23 protein-coding genes and 4 tRNA genes are annotated in these 25,093 nt (G+C 71.5%); 14 read left to right on the top strand and 13 right to left on the bottom strand.

What is annotated here, in order from left to right; genetic code table 11:
- The first annotated feature begins 20 nt into the window (after nucleotides 1–20).
- Nucleotides 21–94: transfer RNA gene (locus OG472_RS22015), tRNA-Asp, on the top strand.
- A gap of 604 nt (nucleotides 95–698) precedes the next feature.
- On the opposite strand, the gene bldC is transcribed toward OG472_RS22015, so the two are convergent.
- Nucleotides 699–905 carry a developmental transcriptional regulator BldC gene (bldC, locus tag OG472_RS22020; RefSeq protein WP_003949541.1) on the bottom strand — a complete coding sequence of 69 codons (207 nt, stop codon included), beginning with the start codon at nucleotides 903–905 and terminating at the stop codon, nucleotides 699–701.
- Nucleotides 906–1,472: 567 nt separating this feature from the next.
- On the bottom strand, nucleotides 1,473–2,327 hold the full coding sequence (locus tag OG472_RS22025) for a hypothetical protein (protein ID WP_401610371.1): 855 nt from the start codon (nucleotides 2,325–2,327) through the stop codon (nucleotides 1,473–1,475).
- A gap of 207 nt (nucleotides 2,328–2,534) precedes the next feature.
- Here OG472_RS22025 and OG472_RS22030 point away from each other — a divergent pair, with 207 nt between their 5' ends.
- Together OG472_RS22030 and OG472_RS22035 are read left to right on the top strand one after the other, a co-directional pair.
- Nucleotides 2,535–3,629 (top strand): Leu/Phe/Val dehydrogenase, encoded by a 1,095-nt coding sequence (locus OG472_RS22030; protein ID WP_405941931.1) that lies wholly within the window; start codon nucleotides 2,535–2,537, stop codon nucleotides 3,627–3,629.
- A 290-nt stretch (nucleotides 3,630–3,919) separates the two neighbouring features.
- A complete protein-coding gene (locus tag OG472_RS22035) occupies nucleotides 3,920–4,183 on the top strand; it encodes a DUF3073 domain-containing protein (RefSeq protein WP_319723731.1) in 264 nt (87 codons plus the stop codon).
- Between the two features lie 95 nt (nucleotides 4,184–4,278).
- Here the strand turns inward: OG472_RS22035 and purM are convergent, their stop codons facing one another.
- Both purM and purF read right to left on the bottom strand, forming a co-directional pair.
- Complete coding sequence (gene purM / locus OG472_RS22040) at nucleotides 4,279–5,349, bottom strand: phosphoribosylformylglycinamidine cyclo-ligase (protein ID WP_383576421.1); 1,071 nt, start codon at nucleotides 5,347–5,349, stop codon at nucleotides 4,279–4,281.
- 105 nt (nucleotides 5,350–5,454) lie between these two features.
- Nucleotides 5,455–6,972, bottom strand: a complete 1,518-nt coding sequence (purF, locus tag OG472_RS22045) for an amidophosphoribosyltransferase (protein WP_362856539.1) — start codon at nucleotides 6,970–6,972, stop codon at nucleotides 5,455–5,457.
- A 148-nt stretch (nucleotides 6,973–7,120) separates the two neighbouring features.
- Between purF and OG472_RS22050 the strand changes: the two genes are divergently transcribed.
- The 3 genes from OG472_RS22050 (at nucleotide 7,121) to OG472_RS22060 (ending at nucleotide 9,379) form a co-directional block, all read left to right on the top strand.
- Nucleotides 7,121–7,216: a putative leader peptide gene (locus OG472_RS22050; protein ID WP_324617183.1), complete on the top strand. Its 96-nt coding sequence runs from the start codon at nucleotides 7,121–7,123 to the stop codon at nucleotides 7,214–7,216.
- 116 nt (nucleotides 7,217–7,332) lie between these two features.
- Nucleotides 7,333–8,766: a sulfatase-like hydrolase/transferase gene (locus OG472_RS22055; RefSeq protein ID WP_401610367.1), complete on the top strand. Its 1,434-nt coding sequence runs from the start codon at nucleotides 7,333–7,335 to the stop codon at nucleotides 8,764–8,766.
- A gap of 19 nt (nucleotides 8,767–8,785) precedes the next feature.
- Nucleotides 8,786–9,379, top strand: coding sequence for an HIT family protein (locus OG472_RS22060; protein WP_401610366.1), 594 nt, complete (start codon nucleotides 8,786–8,788; stop codon nucleotides 9,377–9,379).
- Nucleotide 9,380: 1 nt separating this feature from the next.
- Here the strand turns inward: OG472_RS22060 and OG472_RS22065 are convergent, their stop codons facing one another.
- From OG472_RS22065 to purS, 6 genes are all read right to left on the bottom strand, one after another.
- Nucleotides 9,381–10,187 (bottom strand): META domain-containing protein, encoded by an 807-nt coding sequence (locus OG472_RS22065; RefSeq protein ID WP_405941932.1) that lies wholly within the window; start codon nucleotides 10,185–10,187, stop codon nucleotides 9,381–9,383.
- A 47-nt stretch (nucleotides 10,188–10,234) separates the two neighbouring features.
- Nucleotides 10,235–11,017, bottom strand: a complete 783-nt coding sequence (locus OG472_RS22070; protein ID WP_405830893.1) for a sterol carrier family protein — start codon at nucleotides 11,015–11,017, stop codon at nucleotides 10,235–10,237.
- A gap of 17 nt (nucleotides 11,018–11,034) precedes the next feature.
- On the bottom strand, nucleotides 11,035–12,294 hold the full coding sequence (locus OG472_RS22075) for a hypothetical protein (RefSeq protein WP_405941933.1): 1,260 nt from the start codon (nucleotides 12,292–12,294) through the stop codon (nucleotides 11,035–11,037).
- 142 nt (nucleotides 12,295–12,436) lie between these two features.
- Nucleotides 12,437–14,686, bottom strand: coding sequence for a phosphoribosylformylglycinamidine synthase subunit PurL (gene purL / locus OG472_RS22080; RefSeq protein WP_383576434.1), 2,250 nt, complete (start codon nucleotides 14,684–14,686; stop codon nucleotides 12,437–12,439).
- Nucleotides 14,683–15,363, bottom strand: a complete 681-nt coding sequence (purQ, locus tag OG472_RS22085) for a phosphoribosylformylglycinamidine synthase subunit PurQ (protein WP_361753490.1) — start codon at nucleotides 15,361–15,363, stop codon at nucleotides 14,683–14,685. The genes purL and purQ overlap by 4 nt, the downstream gene beginning before the upstream one ends.
- A 2-nt stretch (nucleotides 15,364–15,365) precedes the next feature.
- Nucleotides 15,366–15,611 (bottom strand): phosphoribosylformylglycinamidine synthase subunit PurS, encoded by a 246-nt coding sequence (purS, locus tag OG472_RS22090; protein ID WP_030009438.1) that lies wholly within the window; start codon nucleotides 15,609–15,611, stop codon nucleotides 15,366–15,368.
- Between the two features lie 351 nt (nucleotides 15,612–15,962).
- Here purS and OG472_RS22095 point away from each other — a divergent pair, with 351 nt between their 5' ends.
- From OG472_RS22095 to OG472_RS22130, 8 genes are all read left to right on the top strand, one after another.
- Complete coding sequence (locus OG472_RS22095) at nucleotides 15,963–16,280, top strand: Lsr2 family protein (RefSeq protein ID WP_401610360.1); 318 nt, start codon at nucleotides 15,963–15,965, stop codon at nucleotides 16,278–16,280.
- Nucleotides 16,281–16,368: 88 nt separating this feature from the next.
- Nucleotides 16,369–16,440 (top strand) — tRNA-Gly (locus tag OG472_RS22100).
- Nucleotides 16,441–16,512: 72 nt separating this feature from the next.
- Nucleotides 16,513–16,585 (top strand) — tRNA-Gly (locus OG472_RS22105).
- A 183-nt stretch (nucleotides 16,586–16,768) separates the two neighbouring features.
- Nucleotides 16,769–17,713 (top strand): ABC transporter ATP-binding protein, encoded by a 945-nt coding sequence (locus OG472_RS22110; RefSeq protein WP_401610358.1) that lies wholly within the window; start codon nucleotides 16,769–16,771, stop codon nucleotides 17,711–17,713.
- Nucleotides 17,710–18,474, top strand: a complete 765-nt coding sequence (locus OG472_RS22115) for an ABC transporter permease (RefSeq protein WP_405830898.1) — start codon at nucleotides 17,710–17,712, stop codon at nucleotides 18,472–18,474. Before OG472_RS22110 ends, OG472_RS22115 begins: the two co-directional genes overlap by 4 nt.
- Before the next feature lie 20 nt (nucleotides 18,475–18,494).
- Nucleotides 18,495–19,733 (top strand): sensor histidine kinase, encoded by a 1,239-nt coding sequence (locus OG472_RS22120; protein WP_401610356.1) that lies wholly within the window; start codon nucleotides 18,495–18,497, stop codon nucleotides 19,731–19,733.
- The gene (locus OG472_RS22125) at nucleotides 19,730–20,341 is read left to right on the top strand and encodes a response regulator (protein ID WP_383576443.1); all 612 of its coding nucleotides are present in this window, start codon (nucleotides 19,730–19,732) and stop codon (nucleotides 20,339–20,341) included. The genes OG472_RS22120 and OG472_RS22125 overlap by 4 nt, the downstream gene beginning before the upstream one ends.
- Before the next feature lie 24 nt (nucleotides 20,342–20,365).
- Nucleotides 20,366–20,438, top strand: a tRNA-Gly gene (locus tag OG472_RS22130).
- A 48-nt stretch (nucleotides 20,439–20,486) separates the two neighbouring features.
- On the opposite strand, the gene OG472_RS22135 is transcribed toward OG472_RS22130, so the two are convergent.
- The 3 genes from OG472_RS22135 to OG472_RS22145 form a co-directional block, all read right to left on the bottom strand.
- Entirely contained in the window at nucleotides 20,487–21,392 is a 906-nt protein-coding gene (locus OG472_RS22135; protein WP_376619501.1) for a phosphoribosylaminoimidazolesuccinocarboxamide synthase, read from the bottom strand.
- A gap of 130 nt (nucleotides 21,393–21,522) precedes the next feature.
- Nucleotides 21,523–23,010: a N,N-dimethylformamidase beta subunit family domain-containing protein gene (locus OG472_RS22140; RefSeq protein ID WP_401610353.1), complete on the bottom strand. Its 1,488-nt coding sequence runs from the start codon at nucleotides 23,008–23,010 to the stop codon at nucleotides 21,523–21,525.
- A gap of 285 nt (nucleotides 23,011–23,295) precedes the next feature.
- Nucleotides 23,296–25,083 carry a hypothetical protein gene (locus OG472_RS22145; RefSeq protein ID WP_401610432.1) on the bottom strand — a complete coding sequence of 596 codons (1,788 nt, stop codon included), beginning with the start codon at nucleotides 25,081–25,083 and terminating at the stop codon, nucleotides 23,296–23,298.
- Nucleotides 25,084–25,093: the final 10 nt, after the last annotated feature.

Below are 25,093 nucleotides of genomic sequence, written 5' to 3' on the forward strand. Positions count from 1 at the left end.
GCCGAGCGGCCGCAAATCAAGGACCTGTGGAGCAGTTGGTTAGCTCGCCACCCTGTCAAGGTGGAGGTCGCGGGTTCAAGTCCCGTCAGGTTCGCAGAAACGTCAGGGCCCGTATCCCCCAGGGGATGCGGGCCCTGACGCGTTGGCGGGCCAACACCCGGGCGCAGTGCGGCTCCGGGGGCGCCACAGGCCCGCACGGAGGCGGTACGCCGTCATACGCGGCTCACACGCGGTCCGTACGAGCACGAGGCCCCGCGCCCGCGCCGGCGGTCACCTGTGGAGCCGTGAGGGCCGTGGGAGCCGTGGTGCACCTCCTGCGACGGCGCCGGGGAAGAATCCCCCGTTCGCGTGATGTGCCCTGCGGGGCACATCCCCTTTACGGGGTGCATTACCGGATATACAAGAGTGATCATCTGTGACGGGTGTCACCGCACGAGTTTTTGAGACTCCTACTTTTATCGCATCCCTACGCCCGCTCGATTTAATATGTGCAATGGCACCCACCTCCTTCGAGTCCCGCGCAGCGATCCGCACCGCCCTGACCTGGGCATAAAAAAGATCGCGCTGGACCCGGCGGAGTCCAGCGCGATCGGACGACAGGAACCTGTTGGGGCAGGCTCCGTCGCATGAAGCTATGTGGGTTTCATCGGATTGGGGGACCCGATATAGACCCGTTAAAGCGGGGTGTTTACGCGACCTCAGGCCTCGCTGCGCTGCTGCGGAATTCCCGCGAGCAGTGCGCGAACCTCGGCCTCGCGGTATCGGCGGTGTCCACCCAGGGTGCGGATGGACGTGAGCTTGCCAGCCTTGGCCCAGCGGGTGACCGTCTTCGGGTCCACGCGGAACATCGTGGCAACCTCAGCCGGGGTCAGCAGCGGCTCGGCATCAGGGGTGCGAGCGGTCATGAGCGGCCTCCTCGGGAGAACCGAACCATCTCGGTTCTTTCCTCTAAATTCTGCACCTTGGCCCGCGTTGCCCGAAATGGACATACGCGGGCCGAGTCGGTTATAGGACGAACGGCTTGTCCTCGGCACTACAACTACACCATCCGTCCAGCCTCGACGGCCAAACCGACGGAATTGCCCTCCGAGGTGTTCATCAGCGGCGGAAGCCGATGGACCGTCCCATAACGGACAGTCACCCCACTGTGACGATCAGTCACAGAGCGATCAGGAGCCGTCAGACCCCCCGTAGAGCGCAATGCCGAGCATTCCGCCCTTAGTTGGGCGGAAGGAACCCTCCCCGGACTCCTTGTCCTATTTTGGCACGAGGGTAGGGGAAGGGCGCAAGGGTGTAGTTAGTGCGGTCCGTCACGCTTGGGCCAATGGCCCGTATCGGGACGTAGGTCCTGGTACTACGTCCCAAATCTTACGATCAGGGCTCTGATCAGCCAGTATTGGCTGATCGACCGATACGCCACAGTACGTACGCGGCCATCGGGAGCAGAAAAAGCCACACAGGCCACTTTCAGCCTAATTCGCGAAAAGTCGCTCCCGGACCGCCCGCCACCGCTCCGCCAGCTCCCCGTACGCCTCGGAAGCCCCCTCCATGTCGCCGGCCCGCAGGGCCGCGATCCCCGCCGCCAGGTCCCCGGCCGACCGGTCGGCCGCCAGCCGGTCCGCCGGCAGCGCGTGCAGCAGCCCCCCGTAGTCCAGCTCGACCATCGACCGCGGGTGGAACTCCTCCAGCCAGCTCCCAACCTCCACCAGCCCCTCGGCGAGCATGGCGTACCCCTCCGCGTCGCGCAGGGTCCGCAGGGCCCGGGCCAGCCGCCGCCGGGCCTGCACCATCGGCGTCCGGTAGCGCAGCCGCTCGCCCGGGACGTACTCCCGCTCCTCGTCGGCCACCAGGACGAACCAGCGCAGCGGAATCTGCCACACGCCCGTCCGGATCCAGGGCCGCGCCTCCGGGTTCCGCTCGCGCCAGCGCTCGTACTCCTCGGCCGCCCGCCGGCGCGTCCCGGGCGGGAGCGCCGCGTCCAGCACGGGAAGCGGGAACGACGCGACCAGTTCCTCGAGCGCCAGCCAGCCGCGGAGCCGGGTGCGCCACGGGCAGACCAGCAGCACCCCGTCCACCTCCGCCGTGAAGGCGTCCGCGCTCTCGTGCGCCGGCACCGCCACCACGGGGACCCGGACCAAGTCGGCGAGCGACTTGCGCAGTTCGTCCTGGGCGGTCGGGGTCACCCCGCGCCGGGCGTAGGCGGCCCAGTGCGTGCGCTCCGGCTCCGCGAAGGCGGCCAGGGGCTCGTAGACGCGCAGGTAGGAGGCGTACGGGACGGTCGGCGTCGCGCGCGCGGACGGCAGCAGGGGCTCGGGGGATTCGCTCACGCTCTCGTACTCCCCCCTTTGAGGGTCCGGTTCACCTCCGGGGCGCTCCCGGCCCGGCGCGGGGGGCCTCGTACTCCGAGTGTGTTCCGATCCCCGGACAGGACGCCTACGCGGGGCCCGCAGGTCTTACTCTGCTCCCAGCACGCCCTCCCCCACCCGCAGGGCGGGCGTCTTTCCGCCGCATCTCTTTCCATGGGAGTCACCACCGTGACCGAAATGACCGACGGCGTCCTGCACACCCTGTTCCGTACGGAACAGGGCGGCCACGAGCAAGTCGTGCTGTGCCAGGACCGCGCCACCGGCCTGAAGGCCGTCATCGCCATCCACTCCACCGCCCTGGGACCCGCCCTCGGCGGTACGCGCTTCCACGCGTACGCCTCCGACGAGGAGGCCGTCCTCGACGCGCTGAACCTCTCGCGCGGCATGTCCTACAAGAACGCCCTCGCCGGTCTCGACCTCGGCGGCGGCAAGGCCGTCATCATCGGCGACCCGGACGTCATCAAGAGCGAGGAACTGCTCCAGGCCTACGGCCGGTTCGTGGAGTCCCTCGGCGGCCGCTACGTGACCGCCTGCGACGTCGGCACCTACGTGGCCGACATGGACGTCGTGGCCCGCGAGACCCGCTGGGCGACCGGCCGCTCCCCCGAGAACGGCGGCGCCGGCGACTCCTCGGTCCTCACCGCCTTCGGCGTCTTCCAGGGCATGCGCGCCAGCGCCCAGCACCAGTGGGGCGACCCGACCCTGCGCGACCGCAAGGTCGCCGTGGCCGGCGTCGGCAAGGTCGGCCACTACCTGGTCGAGCACCTGCTGGAGGACGGCGCCCAGGTCGTGATCACGGACGTGCGCGAGGAGTCGGTGCGCCGGATCCTCGACAAGCACCCGGGCAAGGTCACCGCCGTCGCCGACACGGACGCCCTCATCCGCGTCGAGGGCCTGGACATCTACGCCCCCTGCGCGCTCGGCGGCGCCCTGAACGACGAGACGGTCCCCGCCCTCACGGCCAAGGTCGTCTGCGGTGCGGCGAACAACCAGCTCGCGCACCCGGGCATCGAGAAGGACCTCGCGGACCGCGGCATCCTCTACGCGCCCGACTACGTGGTCAACGCCGGCGGCGTCATCCAGGTCGCCGACGAGCTGCACGGCTTCGACTTCGACCGCTGCAAGACCAAGGCCACGAAGATCTTCGACACCACGCTGGAGATCTTTGCTCGCGCGAAGGCGGATGGCATCCCGCCGGCCGCCGCGGCCGACCGGATCGCCGAGCAGCGGATGGCTGACGCCCGCTCCGCCCGCGCGCTCTAGGCCCCTGACGGGACCACTGGATGCACCCGCCGGGGTGCGGCGAGACGGAACTCACTGCACTTCGGCGGGTCGCCCGCCAGGAAAAGGTTAAAATCGCAGCTGACCAGCGAGGACGGGGCGCCTTGTTGGTTCTGCACCGAGGCGCGTCATGCGGGCGGCGTACCGTATGGCCGCGGAAGCAGGTACCGTTAAACCCCTACGGACGGTCTCTCCACGGAGAGCCCGCTCCGAACCATGAACGCGTGTCAGACTCTGGGGCCGTCGAGCCCCGTCACCGAGGGGGTCGAGCCATGGGGCGCGGCCGGGCAAAGGCCAAGCAGACGAAGGTCGCCCGCCAGCTGAAGTACAGCAGCGGCGGGACTGACTTGTCGCGTCTGGCCAACGAGCTGGGCGCATCGACCGCGGAACCGCTGCCTGTCAGCGAGCCGGTCGAGGTAGACGACGACGAGCTGGACGAGGACGACCCGTACGCTCGGTACGCGGAGCTCTACAACCGCGATGACGACGACGAGGACGAAGAGTCCGGTCCGTCGGCGCACCGTCGCGGGGCTTGACGCGCGGATCCTTCTGCAGAGCAGCATCTGCGTCAGCTGACGAAACATCGAAACCCGGTCCAGGGCCTCCGCCCCGGACCGGGTTTCCGTGCTGCTCAGCCCGCGTAGGACCCCGTCATGGTCGCGCCCTCGGTGTGGGCGCCCCGGTCCAGGATCTCGCCGGCGACCCAGGCGTCCACGCCCCGGTCGGCCAGCGCGGTCAGGGCCACGTCCACCGACTCCTGCGGGACCACGGCCATCATGCCGACGCCCATGTTCAGGGTCTTCTCCAGCTCCAGCTGCTCCACCTGCCCGGCCTTGCCGACCAGGTCGAAGATCGCGCCGGGGGTCCAGGTCGAACGGTCGACCGTGGCGTGCAGGTGGTCCGGGATGACCCGGGCGAGGTTCGCCGCGAGGCCGCCGCCGGTGATGTGCGAGTAGGCGTGCACCTCGGCCGTACGGGTGAGCGCCATGCAGTCCAGCGAGTAGATCTTGGTGGGCTCCAGGAGCTCCTCGCCGAGGGTGCGGCCGAGCTCCTCGACGTGCTGGTCCAGGGACATCCCGGCCCGGTCGAAGAGGACGTGCCGGACCAGCGAGTACCCGTTCGAGTGAAGGCCGGACGATGCCATCGCGATGACGGCGTCACCCGTTCGGATGCGATCCGCGCCGAGCAGGCGGTCGTACTCGACGACACCCGTGCCGGCACCCGCCACGTCGAAGTCGTCCGGGCCCAGCAGGCCGGGGTGCTCGGCGGTCTCGCCGCCCACCAGGGCGCAGCCGGCGAGGACGCAGCCCTCGGCGATGCCCTTGACGATGGCCGCGACGCGCTCGGGGTGGACCTTGCCCACGCAGATGTAGTCGGTCATGAAGAGCGGCTCGGCGCCGCAGACGACGATGTCGTCCATGACCATCGCGACCAGGTCGTGGCCGATGGTGTCGTACACGCCGAGCTGACGGGCGATGTCCACCTTGGTGCCGACGCCGTCGGTGGCCGAGGCGAGCAGCGGGCGCTCGTAGCGCTTGAGGGCGGAGGCGTCGAAGAGGCCGGCGAAGCCGCCGAGGCCGCCGAGGACCTCGGGGCGCTGCGTCTTCTTCACCCACTCCTTCATCAGCTCGACTGCGCGGTCGCCCGCTTCGATGTCCACGCCTGCGGCTGCGTAGCTGGCACCGGTGGTCTTCTCTGTCATGACAGGAGAGAGCTTTCGTGTCGTTACTGCGTGTGGTGCTGGGCCCCCGGAGAAGCCTCAAAGAGAGGGCCCAGCGCAGGTTGAGCAGGCCAAACCGAAGAACGCTTACGGCCGCCGGAGCGCGTCGGCGGCGTCGGTGCCGCCCGCGAGCTCGCTCTCCAGGAGCTGCTTGCCCAGGAGCTGCGGGTCGGGCAGCTCCATCGGGTACTCGCCGTCGAAGCAGGCACGGCAGAGATTGGGCTTCTGGATGGTGGTCGCCTCGATCATCGCGTCGAGCGAGATGTACGAGAGCGAGTCCGCACCGAGCGACGTGGCGATCTCGTCGACCGACATGCCGTTGGCGATCAGCTCGGCCCGGGTGGCGAAGTCGATGCCGAAGAAGCACGGCCACTTCACCGGCGGCGAGGAGATCCGGATGTGGACCTCCGCCGCGCCGGCCTCGCGGAGCATCTTGACCAGGGCGCGCTGGGTGTTGCCGCGGACGATCGAGTCGTCGACGACCACCAGGCGCTTGCCCCGGATGACTTCCTTGAGGGGGTTGAGCTTCAGACGGATGCCGAGCTGGCGGATCGTCTGCGAGGGCTGGATGAAGGTCCGGCCGACGTAGGCGTTCTTGACCAGGCCGGATCCGTACGGGATCCCGCTGGCCTCGGCGTAGCCGACTGCGGCGGGCGTGCCGGATTCCGGCGTCGCTATCACCAGATCGGCGTCGACCGGGGCTTCCTTGGCCAGGCGCCGGCCCATCTCGACACGCGAGAGGTAGACGTTCCGGCCGGCGATGTCGGTGTCCGGGCGCGCCAGATAGACGTACTCGAAGACACAGCCCTTGGGCTTCGCTTCCGCGAATCGAGAGGTCCGCAGACCGTTCTCGTCGATCGCGATGAGCTCGCCCGGCTCGACCTCGCGGACGAAACTGGCGCCGCAGATGTCGAGGGCGGCGGTCTCGCTCGCGACCACCCAGCCGCGCTCCAGGCGGCCGAGGACCAGCGGGCGGATGCCCTGCGGGTCACGGGCGGTGTAGAGCGTTCCCTCGTCCATGAAGACGAGCGAGAAGGCGCCCTTGACCTTCGGGAGGACCTTGGTGGCCGACTCCTCGATCGTCAGGGGCTTGCCGTCCTCGTCGGTCTGCCCCGCGAGCAGGGCGGTGACCAGGTCGGTGTCATTGGTGGCGGCCACCTGGGTGGCACGGCCGTCCTGACGGGGGAGGTCGGCGACCATCTCGGCAAGCTCGGCGGTGTTCACCAGGTTGCCGTTGTGACCCAGGGCGATCGAGCCGTGGGCGGTCGCGCGGAAAGTGGGCTGCGCGTTCTCCCAGACGGAGGCCCCGGTGGTCGAATAGCGGGCGTGACCGACCGCGATATGACCTTGGAGCGAGCCGAGAGAGGTTTCGTCGAAGACTTGGGAAACTAGGCCCATGTCCTTGAAGACGAGGATCTGGGAACCGTTGCTCACAGCGATTCCCGCGGACTCTTGTCCGCGGTGCTGCAGTGCATACAGTCCGAAGTAGGTGAGCTTGGCGACCTCTTCACCCGGAGCCCAGACACCGAAGACGCCGCAAGCGTCCTGGGGGCCCTTTTCGCCGGGGAGCAGGTCGTGGTTGAGTCGTCCATCACCACGAGGCACGCTTCCGAGTGTAGGCGAGATCGACCACTGGTCCGAATTGGGGACGGCCGGGAAATGTCACAGCACAGAGGGTGACGGCACGCCCCCGTCTCGGTATTCGGATCACCTTGTTGACATGTACGAAGGCATTCGTACAGGCTCTCGGTCCATGCAGCCTCTCGGTGACCGCACCGTCACCCTCGTCGAGCGCCGGCACGTGGACCTGGTCCGTGTCGCGAGCGCCATCTGTCGCTGTTCCGCGTAGCCACAACTCTTCCTCGCCTTTTCCCCTTTCCGCTCCGCCCCGCCCTGCTCCGCCGTGCCGCGCGCCGTCCCGCGCCCCGCCCGGAGCCGGCCCGCGGACCGTGCCATGGAGTACCTGTGTCTTCGTACGAGAACAAGCTGTCCCGTCGTGCCTTCGGAGGCGCCGTCGGCGTGACCGCGGCCGCCGCCGCCGTGGGGCTGGGCGCCGCCCCCGCCCAGGCGGCCGAGGGGGCCGGCGCCCAGGCCGCGGGCCCCGACGAACGGGAGTTCCAGGCCGCCCGCGGCCGGCGGGCCCGCAGGCCCAACATCCTGTTCATCCTGGGTGACGACCTGGGCTGGGCCGACCTCTCCGCCTACGGCTCCCCGCACATCAAGACCCCGAACCTCGACCGGCTGGCCCGCCAGGGCGTCCGGTTCACCGACGCCTACTCGGGCTCCGCGACCTGCTCGCCGACCCGGTTCAGCCTCTACACGGGGCGCTACCCGGGCCGCACCAAGGGCGGGCTGGCCGAACCGATCGCCGACAAGTCCGCGGGCCTCGACCCCACCCATCCGACGCTGGCCTCCCTGCTGAAGGGGGCCGGCTACGCCACCGCGCTGATCGGCAAGTGGCACGCGGGCTACCTGCCCGACTACAGCCCGACCCGGTCCGGCTGGGACGAGTTCTTCGGCAACTTCGGCGGGGCCCTGGAGTACTACTCCAAGCTGGGCCTGGGCGGCGAATACGACCTCTACGAGGGCGACGCCGAGTACAAGGACCTGCGCTACTACACGCGGATCATCACCGAGCGGGCGAGCGAGTACGTCTCCCGCGACCACCACGGCAAGCCGTGGCTGCTGAACCTCAACTTCACCACCCCGCACTGGCCGTGGATCGCCGACGGGGACACCGAGCAGAGCGCCGAGATCGTCCGGCGGATCAAGGCGGGCGACGGCCGGGCCCTGTGGCACCAGGACGGCGGCTCGGTCGAGAAGTACAAGCAGATGGTCGAGGACCTCGACCGCTCGGTCGGCGAGGTGCTGAAGGCTCTGAAGCGCTCCGGCCAGGAGGACGACACCCTGGTCGTCTTCTCCAGCGACAACGGCGGCGAACGCTTCTCGTACAACTGGCCGCTGTCCGGCAACAAGGCCTCCCTGCAGGAGGGCGGGATCCGGGTGCCGAACATCGCGCGCTGGCCCGCCCGGCTGGACGGCGGCCAGGTCAGCCACGTCCCCGTGTTCAGCCCGGACTGGACGGCGACGCTGCTGGAGGTCGCCGGGGCGCGCCCGCACCCCGCCTACCCGCTGGACGGGGCGAGCCTGGCCGGGTACCTGCTGCGCGGCGAGAAGGTCGCCGCACGGGACCTGTTCTGGCGGGTCCGGGGCGAGCGGGCGCTGCGCCGCGGGGACTGGAAGTACTACCGCGGCAAGGCGGGCCGGGACCAGCTCTTCAACCTGGCCGGGGACATCCGGGAACAGGCCGACAAGGCCGCCGTGGAGCCGGCCCGGCTGGCGGAGCTGCGGGCGGCCTGGGAGCGCGTGGACGCGGGACTGCTGCCGTACCCGGGCTGATCCTTGCCATGATCGGCGCATGACCGAACCCAGCGAGTACGTACGCCGGTTGCCGATCGGCGAGCGGATACCCTTCCCCGCCGACGGCATCCCGCTCTGGGAGGCCTTCCCCTACGAGGGGGACCTCCAGATCAAGGTGCTGGAGGAGCCGGTGCTGCCCGAACCGCCCCGCAGGGGCGAGGCCGGGCCGGACTCCTGCCCCTCCTGCACCCGCCCCGACTCGGAGTTCCTCTGGACGGACGAGCACTGGCGGCTGCACGGCGAGCACGGGGCGCTGCCGGCGATGGTGCTGCTGGTGCCGCGCGGCCACCACGACCTGCTCGACCTGCCGGCCGAGCGGGCGGCGGAGCTCGGCGCGATGCTCCAGCGGGTGGAGCGGGCGATCCGGACGCTGGGCGGGATCGCCCGGGTCCACGTGAACAAGTGGGGGGACGGCGGCGCCCACCTGCACGTCTTCCTGATCGCCCGCCCCGAGGGGATGGTGCAGATGCGCGGGACGTGCCTGCCCCTGTGGGACGACGTGCTCCCGAAGGTGCCGGACGAGGTGTGGGCCGCATCCGCGCGCGCGATCGCCGCCGCCATGGCGAAGGACGGCGGCACGGCGCACGTGTGAGTCACTCGGCGGCGGAGGCGGCCTTCGCGGTCAGGCCCTTGCCGTCGGCGGCGGTGAGGGTCAGCGTCTGGTCCTCGATCTTCACCGTGAGCGGGCCGCTGCCGAACAGCGCGGTCAGGGTCCGCTCGAGCTCGCCCGCCGCTCCCTCGCAGGCCATCCGGGTCGTGGTGAGCGGCCCGAAGGTGACCGTGGGGCCTTCGACGGTGGCCTTGGCGCTGAACCGGTTGCAGCCGAGGCTGCCGCCCGCGCTGGAGTCGGGGGCGATCTCGAAGTGCGCCTTGCCGGCGGCCTCGGCGGGGACCGAGGACACGCTTGCGCCACTGATCAGGGACTCGACCGTCCACTCGGTCGTGGTGAGCGGGGCGGCCGCGGCCGGGGGCTTCGAGGTCATCGCGATGGTGCTCCCGTCGGCGGTCTTCAGGGTGAGCCGCTCGGGCCCCCGGTCGATCGTCAGCCGGCCCGTGAACAGCCGGGCGAAGGCCGTCTCGAATTCCATGTCCTCGCAGGCCATGGTGGTCGTCATGCCGGGGGTGACGGTCAGGGCGGACTCGCCGTCGCGGACGACCGCCGCCTTGAAGCCGTTGCAGCCGTAGCTGCCGGTGGCCGCGTCCTGGGCGATGTCGACCCGGGCGGCCTCGGGGGCGTGCAGGGTGCGGCCGCCGGTGGTCAGCGACTCGACGGCCCAGGAGCCCACGACGTCGGGCAGCCAGACGCTCCCGCCCTCCTCGGCCTTGCCGCAGCCGGCCAGGGCGAGGGCGAGTACGAGGGCCAGCCCCGCGGGGGTGTGGACGTGCCGGAGGGTACGCATGCCCCTGGGACGGGCGGGGCGCCGGGACGGTTCCGTCATGGCCGCGCTCAGCTCATCAGCGGGAGCAGCGCGGACAGGTCGGCCCGCTCGCCACTGGCAAGGACCCGCGCCCCGTCGAGTTCCTCGGCCCATCCCGTACGGCCGGTCGCGAGCCGGATCCAGGTCAGCGGGTCGGTCTCCACCACGTTCGGCGGGGTGCCGCGGGTGTGGCGCGGCCCCCCGACGCACTGGACCACCGCGAAGGGCGGGACCCGTACCTCGACCGAACCGCCCGGGGCCTTGACCGCGAGGGCGTCGGCGAGCAGCCGGGTGCAGGCGGCCAGCGCCTGCCGTTCGATCGGGATGGCCAGTCCGGCGGCCCGGTTCAGGTCGTCGGTGTGGACCACCAGCTCCACGGTCCGGGTCACGAGGAAGTCGGCCAGGGTCATGTCCCCGATCCACAGGTTCAGCACGCGGGAGCCCGGATTCGCCGCGAGCGCCTCGGCCATCCGGGCCGCCGCCCGCTCGTACAGCTCGGGCAGCGGGGCCCCGGTGAGGGTCTCCCGGGCCGCTTCGGAGATCTTCCCGGCGAGGGAGGCGGTGGCGAAGGGCCATTCGACGGCGGACAGTTCGGCGACGGCGGCGGGCGGCCGGGCGAGGCCGCCGGCCAGCGAGTCCGCGATCCAGGCGATGTGCCCGGCGAGGTCGGCGACGCTCCAGTCCCCGAGCCCGCTGGGGCGTGCCAGCTGTTCGGGCGTCAGCCCGGCGACGGCGCCGGCGACATGGCCGAACTGCGCGGTCACGGCCGCCTTGATCTTCGCGGCGTCGTACCTGCGGGTCTTGGTTGCCATGCGCCGAGTCTGCCCGATCAGTCGCCGCCCCCACAGCCGCCGCCGCAACTGCTCCCGCAACTGCTGTCGCTGCCGCAACTGCCGGAGGAGCCGCAGCCGGAGCCGGAGGAGCCGCTGTCGGAGGCCCGGGCCTCCCGGCGGGCGGCCTCGTTCTTCCGGGCCTCGACGCGGTACGAGCGCCCGGCCGGGGTCCATCCGGAGAGGTCGTGGCGGCGGCGCGGGTGCAGCCGGACGGCCAGCACGCTGGTGGTGATCCTGGTGTCGCCGCTGTAGGCCGCGTACTCGAGGACGACCTCAGCGCCTTCGAAGGGCGCGCCGTACAGGACGGCCTCGAACGGCTCGCTGAAGTGGTTGATGTCGTGGTGCTCGGCCCGGAGCTTCTCCTCGGCTCCGCCCACCAGGGTCCGTACGTCGTACTCGGTGTTCTCGATCCGGTCGCGGAAGGCGATCAGGGGTCTCCCCGACGTGTCGCGGACATCGGGGTGCAGCCAGGTGTACGGGCCGAGATCGCCCCGGACCCCGACGCGGAGGGCGGGCTGCGGTCCGGTGTCCAGGCGCCGGGCGGCCCGGCGGGTGCCGATGCCATGACCGAGCACCGGGATGCCGGGAACCAGCAGCAGGAGGGCCAGGACCTGCTGGCCCGTGCCGTCGTACGGGAAGTCCGGGTCCGACCCGAGGTCCTGCACGGCCGCCCAGCCGAGGAGGGCCGCCGCTGCGGCGCAGAGCCCGCCGCCGGCCAGCATCATCGGCAGGCCCCGGCGGCGGTGGCTGCCGGGCAGCCGGGCGGGCAGTTCCCGGCGCCCGTCCCCGGCGGCGGCGAGGGCGAGGGCGTACTGCCGGCGGCGGGCCCGCAGCCTGAGCAGTGCCCCGGCGAAGGCGGCGCCGCTGAGGGCGATGACCAGCCAGGAGCCGGCCCGGCCCGCGCTGTCCCCCGGCGGCAGACCGGTCAGTGCGAACAGCGCGTACCCGGCGAGCGCGGCCGCGGCCAGGGCGGTCGCGGCCGGCAGCAGCCGGTACCACAGGGGCAGGCTGACCAGCAGGACCGCGGCCGGGTAGTCGGCCCAGACCGTCCCCCGGATCGGCGCCTCCGGTTCGGTCCAGGCGAGCAGGACGAACGCGACGAGCACCGGCAGGACCAGCGCCCATGCGCCGAAGACCGGCCCGAACACGGCCGGGACGGCCGCCTTCCGCCATCGGCCGGCGTCCTCGGTACGCCAGACGGGAACGCCTCCGTCGGGTATCGCGGCTTCCGGCAGGTACTTCACCATGTCGCTCACGGCGCCAGTATGCGGGCGGAATCCCGCAGGTCAGAAGGGGTTTCCGGCTACGGAATCGCTACGACCGGCCGCCTGCGGGCGGCAACGCCGAAGCCCCGCACGACGTTCCGTGCGGGGCTTCGGTACGGGCTGTCGCCGCGGCTCAGGCCAGCAGGGCCGGGATCGTCGCCTCGTGGGCCGTGCGGAGCTCGGCCAGCGGGAGGGTGAACTCGCCCTGGACCTCGATCTCCTCGCCGTCCACCACGCCGATGCGGGTGACCGGCAGGCCCCGCGCACCGCACATGTCGGTGAAGCGGAGCTCCTCGCTGCGCGGGACGGCCACGATGGCCCGGCCCGCGGACTCGGAGAACAGGAAGGTGAAGGCGTCCAGGCCCTCCGGGACCACGATCCGCGCGCCGTTGCCGCCGCGCAGGCAGGACTCGGTGAGCGCCTGGATCACGCCGCCGTCGGACAGGTCGTGCGCGGCGTCGATCATGCCGTCGCGCGAAGCGGAGATCAGGATCTCGCCGAGCAGCTTCTCGCGGCCCAGGTCCACCTTGGGCGGCATGCCGCCGAGGTGCTGGTGGACGACCTCGGACCAGGCCGAGCCGCCGAACTCCTCGGCGGTGTCGCCGAGCAGGTACAGCAGCTGGCCGGCCTCCGAGAACGCCATCGGCGTGCGGCGGTTGACGTCGTCGATCACGCCGAGGACCGCCACGACCGGGGTCGGGTGGATGGCGATGTCGCCCGTCTGGTTGTAGAGGGAGACGTTGCCGCCGGTCACCGGGGTGCCCAGCTCGAAGCAGCCGTCGGCGAGACCGCGGGTGGCCTCGGCGAACTGCCACATGACGTCCGGGTCCTCGGGGGAGCCGAAGTTCAGGCAGTCGGAGATGGCCAGGGGCTTCGCGCCGGTCGCGGCGACGTTGCGGTACGCCTCGGCCAGCGCGAGCTGCGCGCCCGTGTACGGGTCGAGCTTGGCGAAGCGGCCGTTGCCGTCGGTGGCCATGGCGACGCCGAGGTTGGACTCCTCGTCGATGCGGACCATGCCGGCGTCCTCGGGCTGCGAGAGCACCGTGTTGCCCTGCACGAAGCGGTCGTACTGGTCGGTGATCCAGGACTTCGACGCCTGGTTCGGCGACGAGACCAGGGCCAGGACCTGCGCGCGCAGCTCCTCGGAGGTCTGCGGGCGGGGGAGCTTGCCCGCGTCGTCCGCCTGGAGCGCGTCCTGCCAGGACGGGCGCGCGTACGGGCGGTGGTAGGTCGGGCCCTCGTGGGCGACGGTGCCCGGGGGCACGTCGACGATCAGCTCGCCGTGCCAGAAGATCTCCAGCTGCTCGCCCTCGGTCACCTCACCGATGACGGTGGCGATGACGTCCCACTTCTCGCAGATCTCCATGAAGCGGTCGACGTGCTGCGGCTCGACGATCGCGCACATGCGCTCCTGCGACTCGCTCATGAGGATTTCCTCGGGCGAGAGCGTCGCGTCGCGCAGCGGGACGGTGTCCAGCTCGACGCGCATGCCGCCGGAACCGGCGGAGGCCAGCTCGCTCGTGGCGCAGGAGAGCCCGGCGCCGCCGAGGTCCTGGATGCCCGCGACCAGCTTCTCCTTGAAGATCTCCAGGGTGCACTCGATGAGGAGCTTCTCCTGGAAGGGGTCGCCGACCTGGACGGCGGGGCGCTTGGTGGGCTTGGTGTCGTCGAAGGTCTCGGACGCGAGGACCGAGACGCCGCCGATGCCGTCGCCGCCGGTGCGGGCGCCGTAGAGGATGACCTTGTTGCCGGGGCCGGAGGCCTGGGCGAGGTGGATGTCCTCGTGCTTCATCACGCCGATGCAGCCGGCATTGACGAGCGGGTTGCCCTGGTAGCAGGCGTCGAAGACGACCTCGCCGCCGATGTTCGGCAGGCCGAGGCAGTTGCCGTAGCCGCCGATGCCCGCGACGACGCCTGGCAGGACGCGCTTGGTGTCGGGGTGGTCGGCCGCGCCGAAGCGCAGCGGGTCGACGACGGCGACCGGGCGGGCGCCCATGGCGAGGATGTCGCGGACGATGCCGCCGATGCCGGTGGCCGCGCCCTGGTAGGGCTCGATGTAGCTCGGGTGGTTGTGCGACTCGACCTTGAAGGTGACCGCGTAGCCCTGGCCGACGTCGACGACGCCGGCGTTCTCGCCGATGCCGACGAGCATGGCGTCGTTCTGCGGGACCTTCTCGCCGAACTGCTTCAGGTGGACCTTGCTGCTCTTGTACGAGCAGTGCTCGGACCACATGACCGAGTACATGGCGAGCTCGGCGCCGGTGGGGCGGCGGCCGAGGATCTCCCGGATCCGGGCGTACTCGTCCTCCTTGAGGCCGAGCTCCTTCCACGGCTGGGAGGCGTCCGGGGTTTCGGTGGCGTTCTTGACGGTGTCGAGGCTCATGCGCTGACCAGCTTCTTCAGGACCGAGGTGAAGAACGGGAGGCCGTCGGTGCGGCCGGTCCCGATCAGCGGCTCGACCGCGTGCTCGGGGTGCGGCATGAGGCCGACGACGTTGCCCGCGGCGTTGGTGATGCCGGCGATGTCGCGCAGCGAACCGTTCGGGTTGACGTCGAGGTAGCGGAAGGCCACGCGGCCCTCGGCTTCCAGTTCGTCGAGCACGCGCTCGTCGGCGACGTACCGGCCGTCCATGTTCTTCAGCGGTACGGAGATCTCCTGGCCGGCGGTGTAGTCGCCGGTCCACGCGGTCTCCGCGTTCTCCACCCGCAGCTTCTGGTCGCGGCAGATGAAGTGCAGGTGGTTGTTCCGGAGCATCGCCCCCGGCAGCAGGTGGGCCTCGGTGAGGACCTGGAAGCCGTTGCAGATGCCCAGGACGGGCATGCCGCCCTTGGCCTGCTCGATGATGGTCTCCATCACCGGCGAGAAGCGGGAGATGGCCCCGGCGCGCAGGTAGTCCCCGTAGGAGAAGCCGCCCGCGAGGACGACCGCGTCGACCTGGTGCAGGTCCTTGTCGCGGTGCCACAGCGAGACCGGCTCGGCCCCCGCGAGGCGGACGGCGCGCAGCGAGTCACGGTCGTCGAGCGTTCCGGGGAACGTGACGACTCCGATGCGAGTGGTCACCGTCAGGCCTCGACCTTCACGGTGAAGTCTTCGATGACGGTGTTGGCGAGGAACGTTTCGGCCATCTTGTGGATGCGGTCGAGGGCGGCCTGGTCGACCGGTCCCTCCACCTCCAGTTCGAAGCGCTTCCCCTGGCGGACGTCGGCGATCCCCTCGAAGCCCAGGCGCGGCAGTGCACGCTGCACCGCCTGGCCCTGGGGGTCGAGGATCTCCGGCTTGAGCATGACGTCGACTACGACGCGTGCCATCGGGCACTCCCGTGTGGTGGTTGGTGCGAAGGCGGTTCCATCAGCGTACCCGGCCAAAATTTCTACGCGGGTAGATATGCGGAGGGCATGATCACCGGGCCGTTTCGACTTCACCAACGCTTCGCAAAATCCGCCGGAAAACCACGTACCCGGCATTGCGGCGGGACACGCGGAGAGAATTAACTGGGCTTCGCAATGCAATGGGAATCGGGGTACAAAGGAATCACTCCGGACGAGTGTCATTTGTCGCTTCGCAACCGGGGATGAAAGATGCATTGCCCCGAAACATCCACACAGGCGACATCACCGCACGTCAGCAGGTGGCGACGTCGCACGAAGGGACCGATATCCGTGGCGCATCGCGTAGTAGTCACGCTCTCCGACGACATCGATGGCGGAGAAGCGGCGGAAACGGTCGTGTTCGCTCTGGACGGTAAGTCGTACGAGATCGACCTCAATGTGGCCAACGCAAAGAAACTGCGGAAGGGCCTGGCCCCCTTCGTGGCCGCCGGACGCCGCCAGTCGCGCTCGGGGAAGGCCTTCAAGCACACCGCCATCGCCCCCGACCCGGCGGTCGTCCGGGCCTGGGCCCGGTCCAACCAGTACGACGTGCCCCCGCGCGGCCGCATCCCGAAGAAGATCTACGAGGCCTACAACGCGGCCCACTGAGGGCCGATTTGCCATCCACCCCCCACCGTCCGCTAGTGTGTGGATCACGCCAAGGGGCCAGGCCGCAGGTCAGAGCCTCCGAGGTCGTGCGGGTGTAGTTCAGTAGCAGAACATCCCTCTTCCAGAGGGAAGGCGCAGTGTGCGATTCCTGTCACCCGCTCTGCATCGCTTTCCGATCACCACGGTCGATCGGGTAGAGTGATGCACGCACCACCCCGGTGGTGCACTGCATGCGGACGTAGCTCAGTTGGTAGAGCACCACCTTGCCAAGGTGGATGTCGCGCGTTCGAGTCGCGTCGTCCGCTCTGTATGCAGAAGGCCCCGATCATTGCGATCGGGGCCTTCTTCGTATTCCCTCCCTTTCCCCGTGTCCGTCCCTTTCCCCGTGTGCGTCCTCCACGGGCGATGGCGGACCCCCTGACAAATGTCATCGCGGGTCATGACAGCGCGCACTGCCGGCCCGCTCCGGCCGCCCCGAGGCTTGAGTCATGACTGACACCGTGATCGAAGCCCAGGGCCTGCGCCGCGGCTACGCCGGCGGATTCGAGGCCGTCCGGGGCGTCTCCTTCTCCGTGGCGCGGGGCGAGGTCTTCGCCCTGCTCGGGACCAACGGCGCGGGCAAGACCTCCACCGTCGAGCTGCTGGAGGGGCTGGCCGCCCCGAGCGGCGGCCTGGTGCGCGTCTTCGGGCTCGATCCGTACGCGCGCCGGGCCCAGGTCCGCCCGCGCACCGGGGTCATGCTCCAGGAGGGCGGCTTCCCCTCCGACCTGTCGGTCGCCGAGACCGTCCGGATGTGGGCCGGGGTCACCACCGGCGCCCGCCCGACGGCGGAGGTGCTGGAACTGGTCGGCCTCGGCGCGCGGTCCTCCGTACGGGTCAAACAGCTCTCCGGCGGCGAACGGCGGCGCCTGGACCTGGCACTGGCCCTGCTCGGCCGCCCCGAGGTGCTGTTCCTGGACGAGCCGACCACCGGGATGGATCCCGAAGGCCGACGGGACACCTGGGCGTTGGTACGGGAGCTGCGGGCCCAGGGCACCACGGTGCTGCTCACCACGCACTACCTGGAGGAGGCCGAGGAGCTCGCGGACCGCCTCGCGATCCTCCACGAGGGGGAGCTCGTCCTGTCGGGCACCCCGGCGGAGGTGACCGCCACCCGGCCGGCCCGGATCCGCTTCACCCTGCCGGCCGGGGTGCCGGCGGCCCGGCTCCCGCTCGCACTGCACGCGGCGGCCGAGGGGCGGCGCGTGGAGATCCGTACCGAACGGCTCCAGGCGGACCTGACCGAGCTGCTTGGCTGGGCCCGGGAGAACGGCGTGGAACTGGACGGGCTCGACGCCCGGTCCGCCTCCCTGGAGGAGGCCTTCCTGGAGATCGCGGAGAGCCGCCGCAGCGCCGGCGCCCGCACCGAGGACACGATGGCGGGGACCCGATGAACACCTTGACCCTGAACCCCGGCCGGCTCACCGCGCTCGGCCGCTCCGAGCTCACCCTGCTGGTGCGCAACCGGGCCGCGCTCGGCGTGGCCGGCCTGATGCCCCTGCTGATGGTGTTCGTCCTGCGCTCCTCCCTCGACGGGGCCGAGGGAGCGGCGGCCGTCGGCGAGGCCACCCTGACCGGCGGGATCGGCATGGTGCTGGTCCTCGTCGTCTACATGAACCTGGTGTCCGCCTACGTCGCCCGGCGCGAGGAGCTCGTCCTCAAGCGGCTGCGCACCGGCGAGGCGAACGACCTGGAGATCCTCGCCGGGACGGCGCTGCCCGCCGCCGTCCTCGCACTCGGCCAGATCACGGTGCTCGCGGTGGCCGGCGCGGCCCTCCTCGACGTGCGCATGCCCCGCAACCCGCTGCTGCTCGTGGCGGCCGTCCTCGCCGGCGTCGTGCTGCTGGCCGGGATGTCCGCGGTGACCAGCTCTTTCACCCGCACCGTCGAGACCGCCGGCCTCACCACGCTGCCGCTGTTCCTGCTGACCGCGCTCGGCTCGGGGCTGTTCATGCCGGCGGACTCGCTGCCGGACCTCGCGGCCTCCCTGAGCGAACTGCTGCCGCTGAGCGGCGTGATGGCCCTGGTGCGGGCCGGCTGGAGCGGTGGCGCCGAGGCCCATGACCTGCTGGGGGCCGTGCTCAACACGCTGGCCTGGGTCATGATCACCGTGTTTGCTGTGCAGAAGTGGTTCCGCTGGGAACCGCGCCGCTAGAAGAGCCGGGGGACGGGACCGTGTCGAAGCTGACGGGGTGGTGGAAGAACCGCAGCAGTGCGGGGAAGCTGGAGATATACACCCGGTGGTCGTTCCACCTCTTCGTGCTCATAGAGATCGTCTCCTTCGGGCTGGCTCCGGTGACGGCCGCGGTCGGCACGTCCTCGCTCCTCGTGCCCGGAACGCTCTTCGTGGTGCTGTGCGCCCACGCGGTGCTGTGCGGGGTGCTCAACTCCAGGGCGCTGGACTGGGTGGTGGGACGGCGCGAACGCCCGGTCCGGCTCGCGGTGTTCATGGTCGCCGCGACGGGCGCCGCCACCTTGGCCATCCTCGCCCTGCAGGCCGCCGGAAAGCTCGGGGACCCCTCGATGGCGCCGGCACTGGTGTCGGGGCTGACCCTCTTCGGCTCCGGCTCGCTGGTGATGTGCCTGCGGTCGGTGCGCAGGATGCGGTACGTGCCCCCGGCCGCGGCGGTCGGGACGAGTCTGGCCGCACTCGCCCTGGGGCTGCCCGCCGGCGAGGCCCTGGGGTATCTCGTCGGGATCCTGCTGGGCAGCCTGTTCTTCAGCTTCACCAGCGGTTTCTCCGCATGGCTGCTGAACACCGTCTACGAGCTGGACCGCTCGCGGGAGGTCCAGGCGCGCCTCGCCGTGGCAGAGGAGCGGCTGCGGTTCGGCCGTGATCTGCACGACGTGATGGGGCGCAATCTGGCCGTGATCGCGCTCAAGAGCGAGCTGGCCGTACAGCTGGCGCGGCGCGAACGGCCGGAGGCGGTGGAGCAGATGATCGAGGTGCAGCGGATAGCCCAGGAGTCCCAGCGGGAAGTACGGGACGTGGTGCGGGGCTACCGGGAGGCCGATCTCGCGGTCGAGCTGGAGGGCGCGCGCGGGGTGCTGAGCGCGGCCGGAATGGACTGCCGGGTCGACTTCAGGCCCGGGCGCGAGCTGCCCCCCGAGGTCCAGTCGGCCCTCGGCTGGGTGGTCCGCGAGGCGACGACGAACGTCCTGCGGCACGGGGACGCGCACCGCTGCCTCATCCGGCTGACCGCCCCGGAGACCGGCTCCGTGACGCTGGTGGTGGAGAACGACGGGGCGCCCGACGCCCCCGCCGGGCCGCCCGGCTCGGGGCTGGCCGGGCTGCGGGAGCGGCTCGCCGCATTGGACGGGACCCTGCAGGCAGGGCTGGTGGGCGACGGCCGGTTCCGGCTGCTCGCGGAGATCCCGGACCGGGAATCGCAACGACTGGAGGTGCGGGCATGAGCCCCGTACGCGTACTGCTCGCCGACGACGAGCATCTGATCCGCGGGGCCCTGGCGGCCCTGCTCGCCCTGGAGGACGACCTCCTCGTCGTCGCGGAGGCGGCCTCGGGCCCCGAGGCGCTGGCGATGGCGCGGGCGCACCGACCGGACGTGGCGGTGCTGGACCTGCAGATGCCGGGGGCCGACGGTGTGAGTGTCGCCACATCACTGCGGGCCGAGCTCCCCGACTGCAAAACCATGATCGTGACCAGTCACGGCCGCCCGGGCCACCTGAAGCGGGCGCTGGCCGCGGGGGTGCGGGCCTTCGCGCCGAAGACGGTCTCGGCACAGCGGCTGGCCGAACTGATCCGGACCGTGCACGCCGGCGGCCGTTACGTGGACCCGGAGTTGGCGGCCGACGCCATCAGCGCGGGGGACTCGCCGCTGACCGCGCGGGAGGCCGAGGTGCTCGAACTGGCGGCGGACGGGGCGCCGATCGCGGAGATCGCCGAGCGGGCCGCGCTGTCGCAGGGGACCGTCCGGAACTACCTGTCCTCGGCGGCGACGAAGCTGGGCGCCGAGAACCGTCACACGGCAGTGCGTCTCGCACGCCAGCGAGGTTGGGTATAGTAGTTCTCGCGTTACGGCGCACCTGCGGACATAGCTCAGTTGGTAGAGCACCACCTTGCCAAGGTGGATGTCGCGCGTTCGAGTCGCGTTGTCCGCTCTGCAGTGAAGAAGCCCCCGGTCCTCGGACCGGGGGCTTCTTCGTGTCTCAGGACCAGGTCAGGCCGGTGAGCCGCTCGTACGCCTCGATGTACTTGGCACGCGTCTGCGCGACGACCTGCGTGGGGAGGGCCGGCGGCGGGAGCTCGCCCTTGGGGTCCCAGCCGGAGGCCGGGGAGGCCAGCCAGTCGCGGACGTACTGCTTGTCGAAGGAGGGCTGCGAGCGGCCCGGCTCCCACTGGTCGGCCGGCCAGAAGCGGGAGGAGTCCGGGGTGAGCACCTCGTCGGCGGCGACCAGGGTGCCGTCCTTCGGGTCGAAACCGAACTCGAACTTGGTGTCGGCCAGGATGATGCCGCGCTCGCGCGCGATGTCCCGGGCGCGGCCGTACACGGCCAGGGTGGTCTGGCGCAGCAGCGCCGCCGTCTCGGCACCGGTGGTGCGCGCGACCTCCTCGTAGGAGACGTTCTCGTCGTGCTCGCCGACCTCGGCCTTGGCGGCCGGGGTGAAGATCGGGCCGGGCAGCTCGGAGCCGTCCACGAGCCCCTCGGGGAGCCCGAGCCCGCACACCGTACGGGTCTGCTTGTACTCGGCGAGGCCGGAGCCGGTGAGGTAGCCGCGGGCCACGCACTCGACCGGGACCATGTCCAGGTTGCGGCAGATCAGCGTGCGGCCGGCCCAGTCGGCGGGGGCGCCCGCGGGCAGGTCGGTGGAGATGACGTGGTTCGGGACGAGGTCGGCGAGCTGGTCGAACCACCACAGGGAGAGCTGGGTCAGGACGCGGCCCTTGTCCGGGATCTCGGTGGGCAGGACCCAGTCGAAGGCGGACATGCGGTCGCTGGCGACCATGACGAGGCGGTCGTCCTCGTCGCGGTAGAGGTCGCGCACCTTGCCGGTGTGGAGGTGGACGAGGCCCGGAACCTGAACCGGCTCGGGCTTTTCGACGAATCCGGACACGGGGTCTCCCTGTGGTTCTGTATGAGCGCACCCCGATTCTCGCGCACCTTCGTCCACTCCTGTGGACAGGGGTGGGTCGGTCGCGGGTCGTTCGGGGGCCGGTCGCACGGCACGGGCGGCCGGTCGCGGGTCAGTCGCGCTTGCAGATCCGGTCGAGGAGGTTGGCGGTGGCCCGCTGCACCCGCTCGTCGACGTGGCCCGGGCGGTCGAGGGCCGGGGACCAGGCGAAGGTGCCGGAGGCGAAGACCAGCGCCCCGCTGGGGGCCCGGTAGAGGGAGGTCTCCTGGTGGCGCCGGTGGCCCTCGCTGTCGAGGTACGGGGAGTGCGCCAGCAGGATCCGGTCCTGGTGCTCGGGGAGCTGGGTGCGCGGGAAGTAGCGGTCGGCCTCGCCCGCGACCAGGCCGGGCAGCTCGTCGTTCTCGCCGGCTCCGGTGGAGTCCCAGAGCCAGTGCGTGGCGTTGCGCACGATCAGCGGCGCGGGCTCGGGGACCCGGCCGGCGTACTGGATGCCGAGCAGCTGCTGCTCCGGGCGGTCGACCTCGCGCCACAGGCTGGGGCGGCCCGGACCGCGGCGTTTTCGGCAGGTGAGGAGCCGGTCCGCGACCCCGGAGGGGGAGGGCGAGAGCTCGACCTGCCAGTACATGGTGTTGGCGGAGAGGAAGACGAGCGAGGTGCCGTTCAGGCGGGCGCGCTCGACGGTGCGGCGCATGGGAGCCGACCAGTACTCGTCGTGGCCGGGGAAGACCAGGCCGCGGTAGCGGGCGGGGTCGACGCGGCCGGCGTGCAGGTCGCGGGTGTCGGCGTAGGCGATGTCGTAGCCGTAGCGCTCGGCCCAGCGGATGAAGTCGTAGGCGTGACCCACGTGCAGGGGCAGGCCGGCGCCCGCGTAGGGGCGGTCGAAGGAGACGGTGTGGGCCGCGTCCTGCTCGCCGAGCAGCCGGCCGTCCTCGTCCCAGGCGTGGTAGAGGCTCGCGCCGGTGCGGCCGTCCTCCGGGTAGAGGTTGTAGGCCTGCCAGGTGATGTCCGGGAGCAGGAGCAGGAGGTCGGCGGGGTGGTCGTCGCGGACCGTGAAGGGGATGTGGGAGCGGTAGCCGTCGGCAGTGGTGAGGACGGCGACGTACGCGCCGACGCTCCAGTAGGACGGGACCTGCAGGCGCCAGGACAGCCACCAGTGGTGGCAGGAGACGGTGCGGTCGGCCGCCAGGGGGGCCGGCTGCACGATGCCGGAGAGACGGGGGCTGGTGGTGATCTTGGAGGCCCCGTCGCCGCCGTAGTGGCCGATCCGGTAGACGTCGACGGAGAACTGCTGGGGCGGGTCGACGGTGATGTGGAAGTCGATGGCCTCGCCGGGGGTGACCGCGCCGGTGGAGGCGAAGCCCTTGATCTGGCGGTGCACGTCGTCGGCGGTGCGGGGACCGCCGTTGCCGCGGGCGCGGGGGATCTGGCCGGTACCGGCGGCCGCGGCGGCCGGGTCCACGTACCAGGGGACGACGTGGCCGGTGTCGTCGAAGTAGAGCTCGCTCCCCCGGAACCAGGGCAGGGGGCCCTGTCCGAAGGGGTCGGACACCGCGTGCGCGAGCGCACCTGACTCCCAACGCCGGATCTGGTCCGCACCCATGACCGCTCCCCTCCCTCGCTCCCCCGAACGGGCGTGCATCGTGTCGGTGCGCGGCAGACGCTCTGCTGAGTCGGCTGTTCTCGGACACCCCGGTTCAGGACATCCCGCCGCGACCGGTCCCAGCACATCACATAACGCACTCAGTCCGTCACCGTTCGTCGCGAATTGACGGGATCGGAACATTCACATCCGCTTGCGCGTACGAGTCGTAGCCCTCCGGGGGCGGGGCCGGGAGCGGTGTCCGGGCGCGGTCCGGTACCGGTCGGGGCGCGGTCCGGGCCCGGCTCAGACCAGGCGGACCGGCTTCTCCGGGCGGACGCCGAGGTCTGCGAGCCAGTCCCGCAGGGGTCCCGGGTTCCCGTCCTCGACCAGGCACAGGACGCGTGGGGCCAGGTCGGAGCGGCGGGCCCCGCCGACCAGCAGGACCGGCCCGTCGAGCCAGTCCATCCCCGGGGCGGCGCCGGCCGAGTCCACGGCCGCGCAGCACACCATCGCCGTCACGTGGTCGGCCAGCAGGTCCCGGCCGCTGCGCGGCGGCTGGAGCGGGAACAGCGGCACGGCGTCCGCGCCGCGCGCCTTCCCGGCCGAGGGCTGCGCAGCACCGGCGGCCCGCTCCTCGCGGGCCAGGTCCCCGCTGAGCCGGCCGGCCAGGGCCTCCCCGGCCGCACCCTCGCCTGCGGGGTCCGTGAGGTAGCCCAGCACCCGCTCCAGCGTGGGTCCGGCGAAGCCGTCCACGGTGGGCCGCGAGGCGGAGCCGGTGGCCTCGATCGTGGCCGGTCCCGCCGCCGCGGCGGCTCCGGCCGGTCCGCTCGCCCCGGACGGGCCCGACGAGGCCGCGGCCGATGACGAGCCGGGCAGGACTCCGGGTCCGGCGGGCCCGGCAGGCCCGGTGGAAGCCTTCGGTCCGGTGGGTCCGGCGGGCAGTCCCGCCGGGACGGCCAGGGCGTCCAGCGCCGCGTGCAGCCGGGCCGCCTCCGCACGCCACTTGCGGTCCACGACCTCCTCCGGATACGCCGCCCAGTCCACCGGGGACCAGTCCGGCCCGGCCTCGGCCGGACCGCCGTGGAAGAGGCGCGCGGCCAGCAGCGACGTCGCCTCGTCGACCACCCCGGGCTGCTCCAGCAGGTCACAGGCGGGGCGCTCGCCAAGCCGCGAGGTGAACCCCTCGGCCAGCCGGTCCCGCCGGGAGAGCTCGGTCAGTGCGGAGACCACTCCGGCGTCGAGGTGCGCCGGCCAGCGGCCCATCCGCCAGGCGGGCAGCGCGACCCGGGTCAGCAGCCGGTCCCAGCCCGCGTAGGCGAGGCCGACCTGCTCCTGGGCGACGATGCGCAGCCCGTAGTCCACACCCTGTGCACGCTCCGAGGCGGCCGCGGCCACCCCGCGCTCCATCTCGGTGGCGTCCGTCCGGCACAGCCGCAGCAGCAGCCGGGCCGGGGCGCCGATCCAGCCGAGCCCGCGCCGGTTGCCCACGTCCACGGCCGCGTCCAGGCCCCGTACGAAGCCGCGCGCGTCGGCTATGTCCGGGTGCGCGGAAGGGCCCGTGCCGGCGACGACCGGGGCGAGGACCGCCCGGAGCTCCGCGACCCGCATCCACCACAGGAACGGCGAGCCGATCACCAGCACGGGGGCCGCGCCCTGCTCGGACTCCGCACCGGCGGATATGCCGCTCCGGCGGTGGGCCGCATGGGTGCGGTCCTCCAGCCAGCTGTCGCAGTCCGGAGTGAGGGCTATCGCGGAGGGCGGCGGCACGTCCATCCGGTCGGCCAGGTCCCGCACCAGCCGGTAGAGATCGGGGGCGGTGGCCTCCGACAACGGCACCGTCGGCGTCACGGCGGGGCTCGCCCGCAGCACCACGGCGGTGAAGATCCCGCCGACGAGCAGCACCACGGCCGCAACCAGGCACACGACGAAGGTCACCGCGGGCCAGGGCTCACCGGCCAGCCGGCCCGTCATCCGGGCGGCGACCAGCACCACCGCGAGGGCGGCGGGCAGCAGCCCGACGGCCAGCGCCCTGCTGCGGACGCGCAGCACGGCGAGAGCGCGGGAACGTGCGGACGGCACGCCCGCTTCCATGGTCGAACCG

It is taken from the genome of Streptomyces sp. NBC_00207 (assembly GCF_045160965.1).
In the GTDB taxonomy this organism is placed as follows: domain Bacteria; phylum Actinomycetota; class Actinomycetes; order Streptomycetales; family Streptomycetaceae; genus Streptomyces.

Coding starts and splice junctions, on each gene's coding strand:
- purM (WP_383576421.1), bottom strand. CDS start 5,349: ATGACAGAGAAGACCACCGGTGCCAGCTACGCAGCCGCAGGCGTGGAC.
- OG472_RS22115 (WP_405830898.1), top strand. CDS start 17,710: ATGAACACCTTGACCCTGAACCCCGGCCGGCTCACCGCGCTCGGCCGC.
- OG472_RS22070 (WP_405830893.1), bottom strand. CDS start 11,017: ATGGCAACCAAGACCCGCAGGTACGACGCCGCGAAGATCAAGGCGGCC.
- purS (WP_030009438.1), bottom strand. CDS start 15,611: ATGGCACGCGTCGTAGTCGACGTCATGCTCAAGCCGGAGATCCTCGAC.
- OG472_RS22110 (WP_401610358.1), top strand. CDS start 16,769: ATGACTGACACCGTGATCGAAGCCCAGGGCCTGCGCCGCGGCTACGCC.
- OG472_RS22145 (WP_401610432.1), bottom strand. CDS start 25,083: ATGGAAGCGGGCGTGCCGTCCGCACGTTCCCGCGCTCTCGCCGTGCTG.
- bldC (WP_003949541.1), bottom strand. CDS start 905: ATGACCGCTCGCACCCCTGATGCCGAGCCGCTGCTGACCCCGGCTGAG.
- OG472_RS22140 (WP_401610353.1), bottom strand. CDS start 23,010: ATGGGTGCGGACCAGATCCGGCGTTGGGAGTCAGGTGCGCTCGCGCAC.
- purL (WP_383576434.1), bottom strand. CDS start 14,686: ATGAGCCTCGACACCGTCAAGAACGCCACCGAAACCCCGGACGCCTCC.
- OG472_RS22050 (WP_324617183.1), top strand. CDS start 7,121: ATGCAGCCTCTCGGTGACCGCACCGTCACCCTCGTCGAGCGCCGGCAC.
- OG472_RS22065 (WP_405941932.1), bottom strand. CDS start 10,187: ATGCGTACCCTCCGGCACGTCCACACCCCCGCGGGGCTGGCCCTCGTA.
- OG472_RS22035 (WP_319723731.1), top strand. CDS start 3,920: ATGGGGCGCGGCCGGGCAAAGGCCAAGCAGACGAAGGTCGCCCGCCAG.
- OG472_RS22060 (WP_401610366.1), top strand. CDS start 8,786: ATGACCGAACCCAGCGAGTACGTACGCCGGTTGCCGATCGGCGAGCGG.
- OG472_RS22125 (WP_383576443.1), top strand. CDS start 19,730: ATGAGCCCCGTACGCGTACTGCTCGCCGACGACGAGCATCTGATCCGC.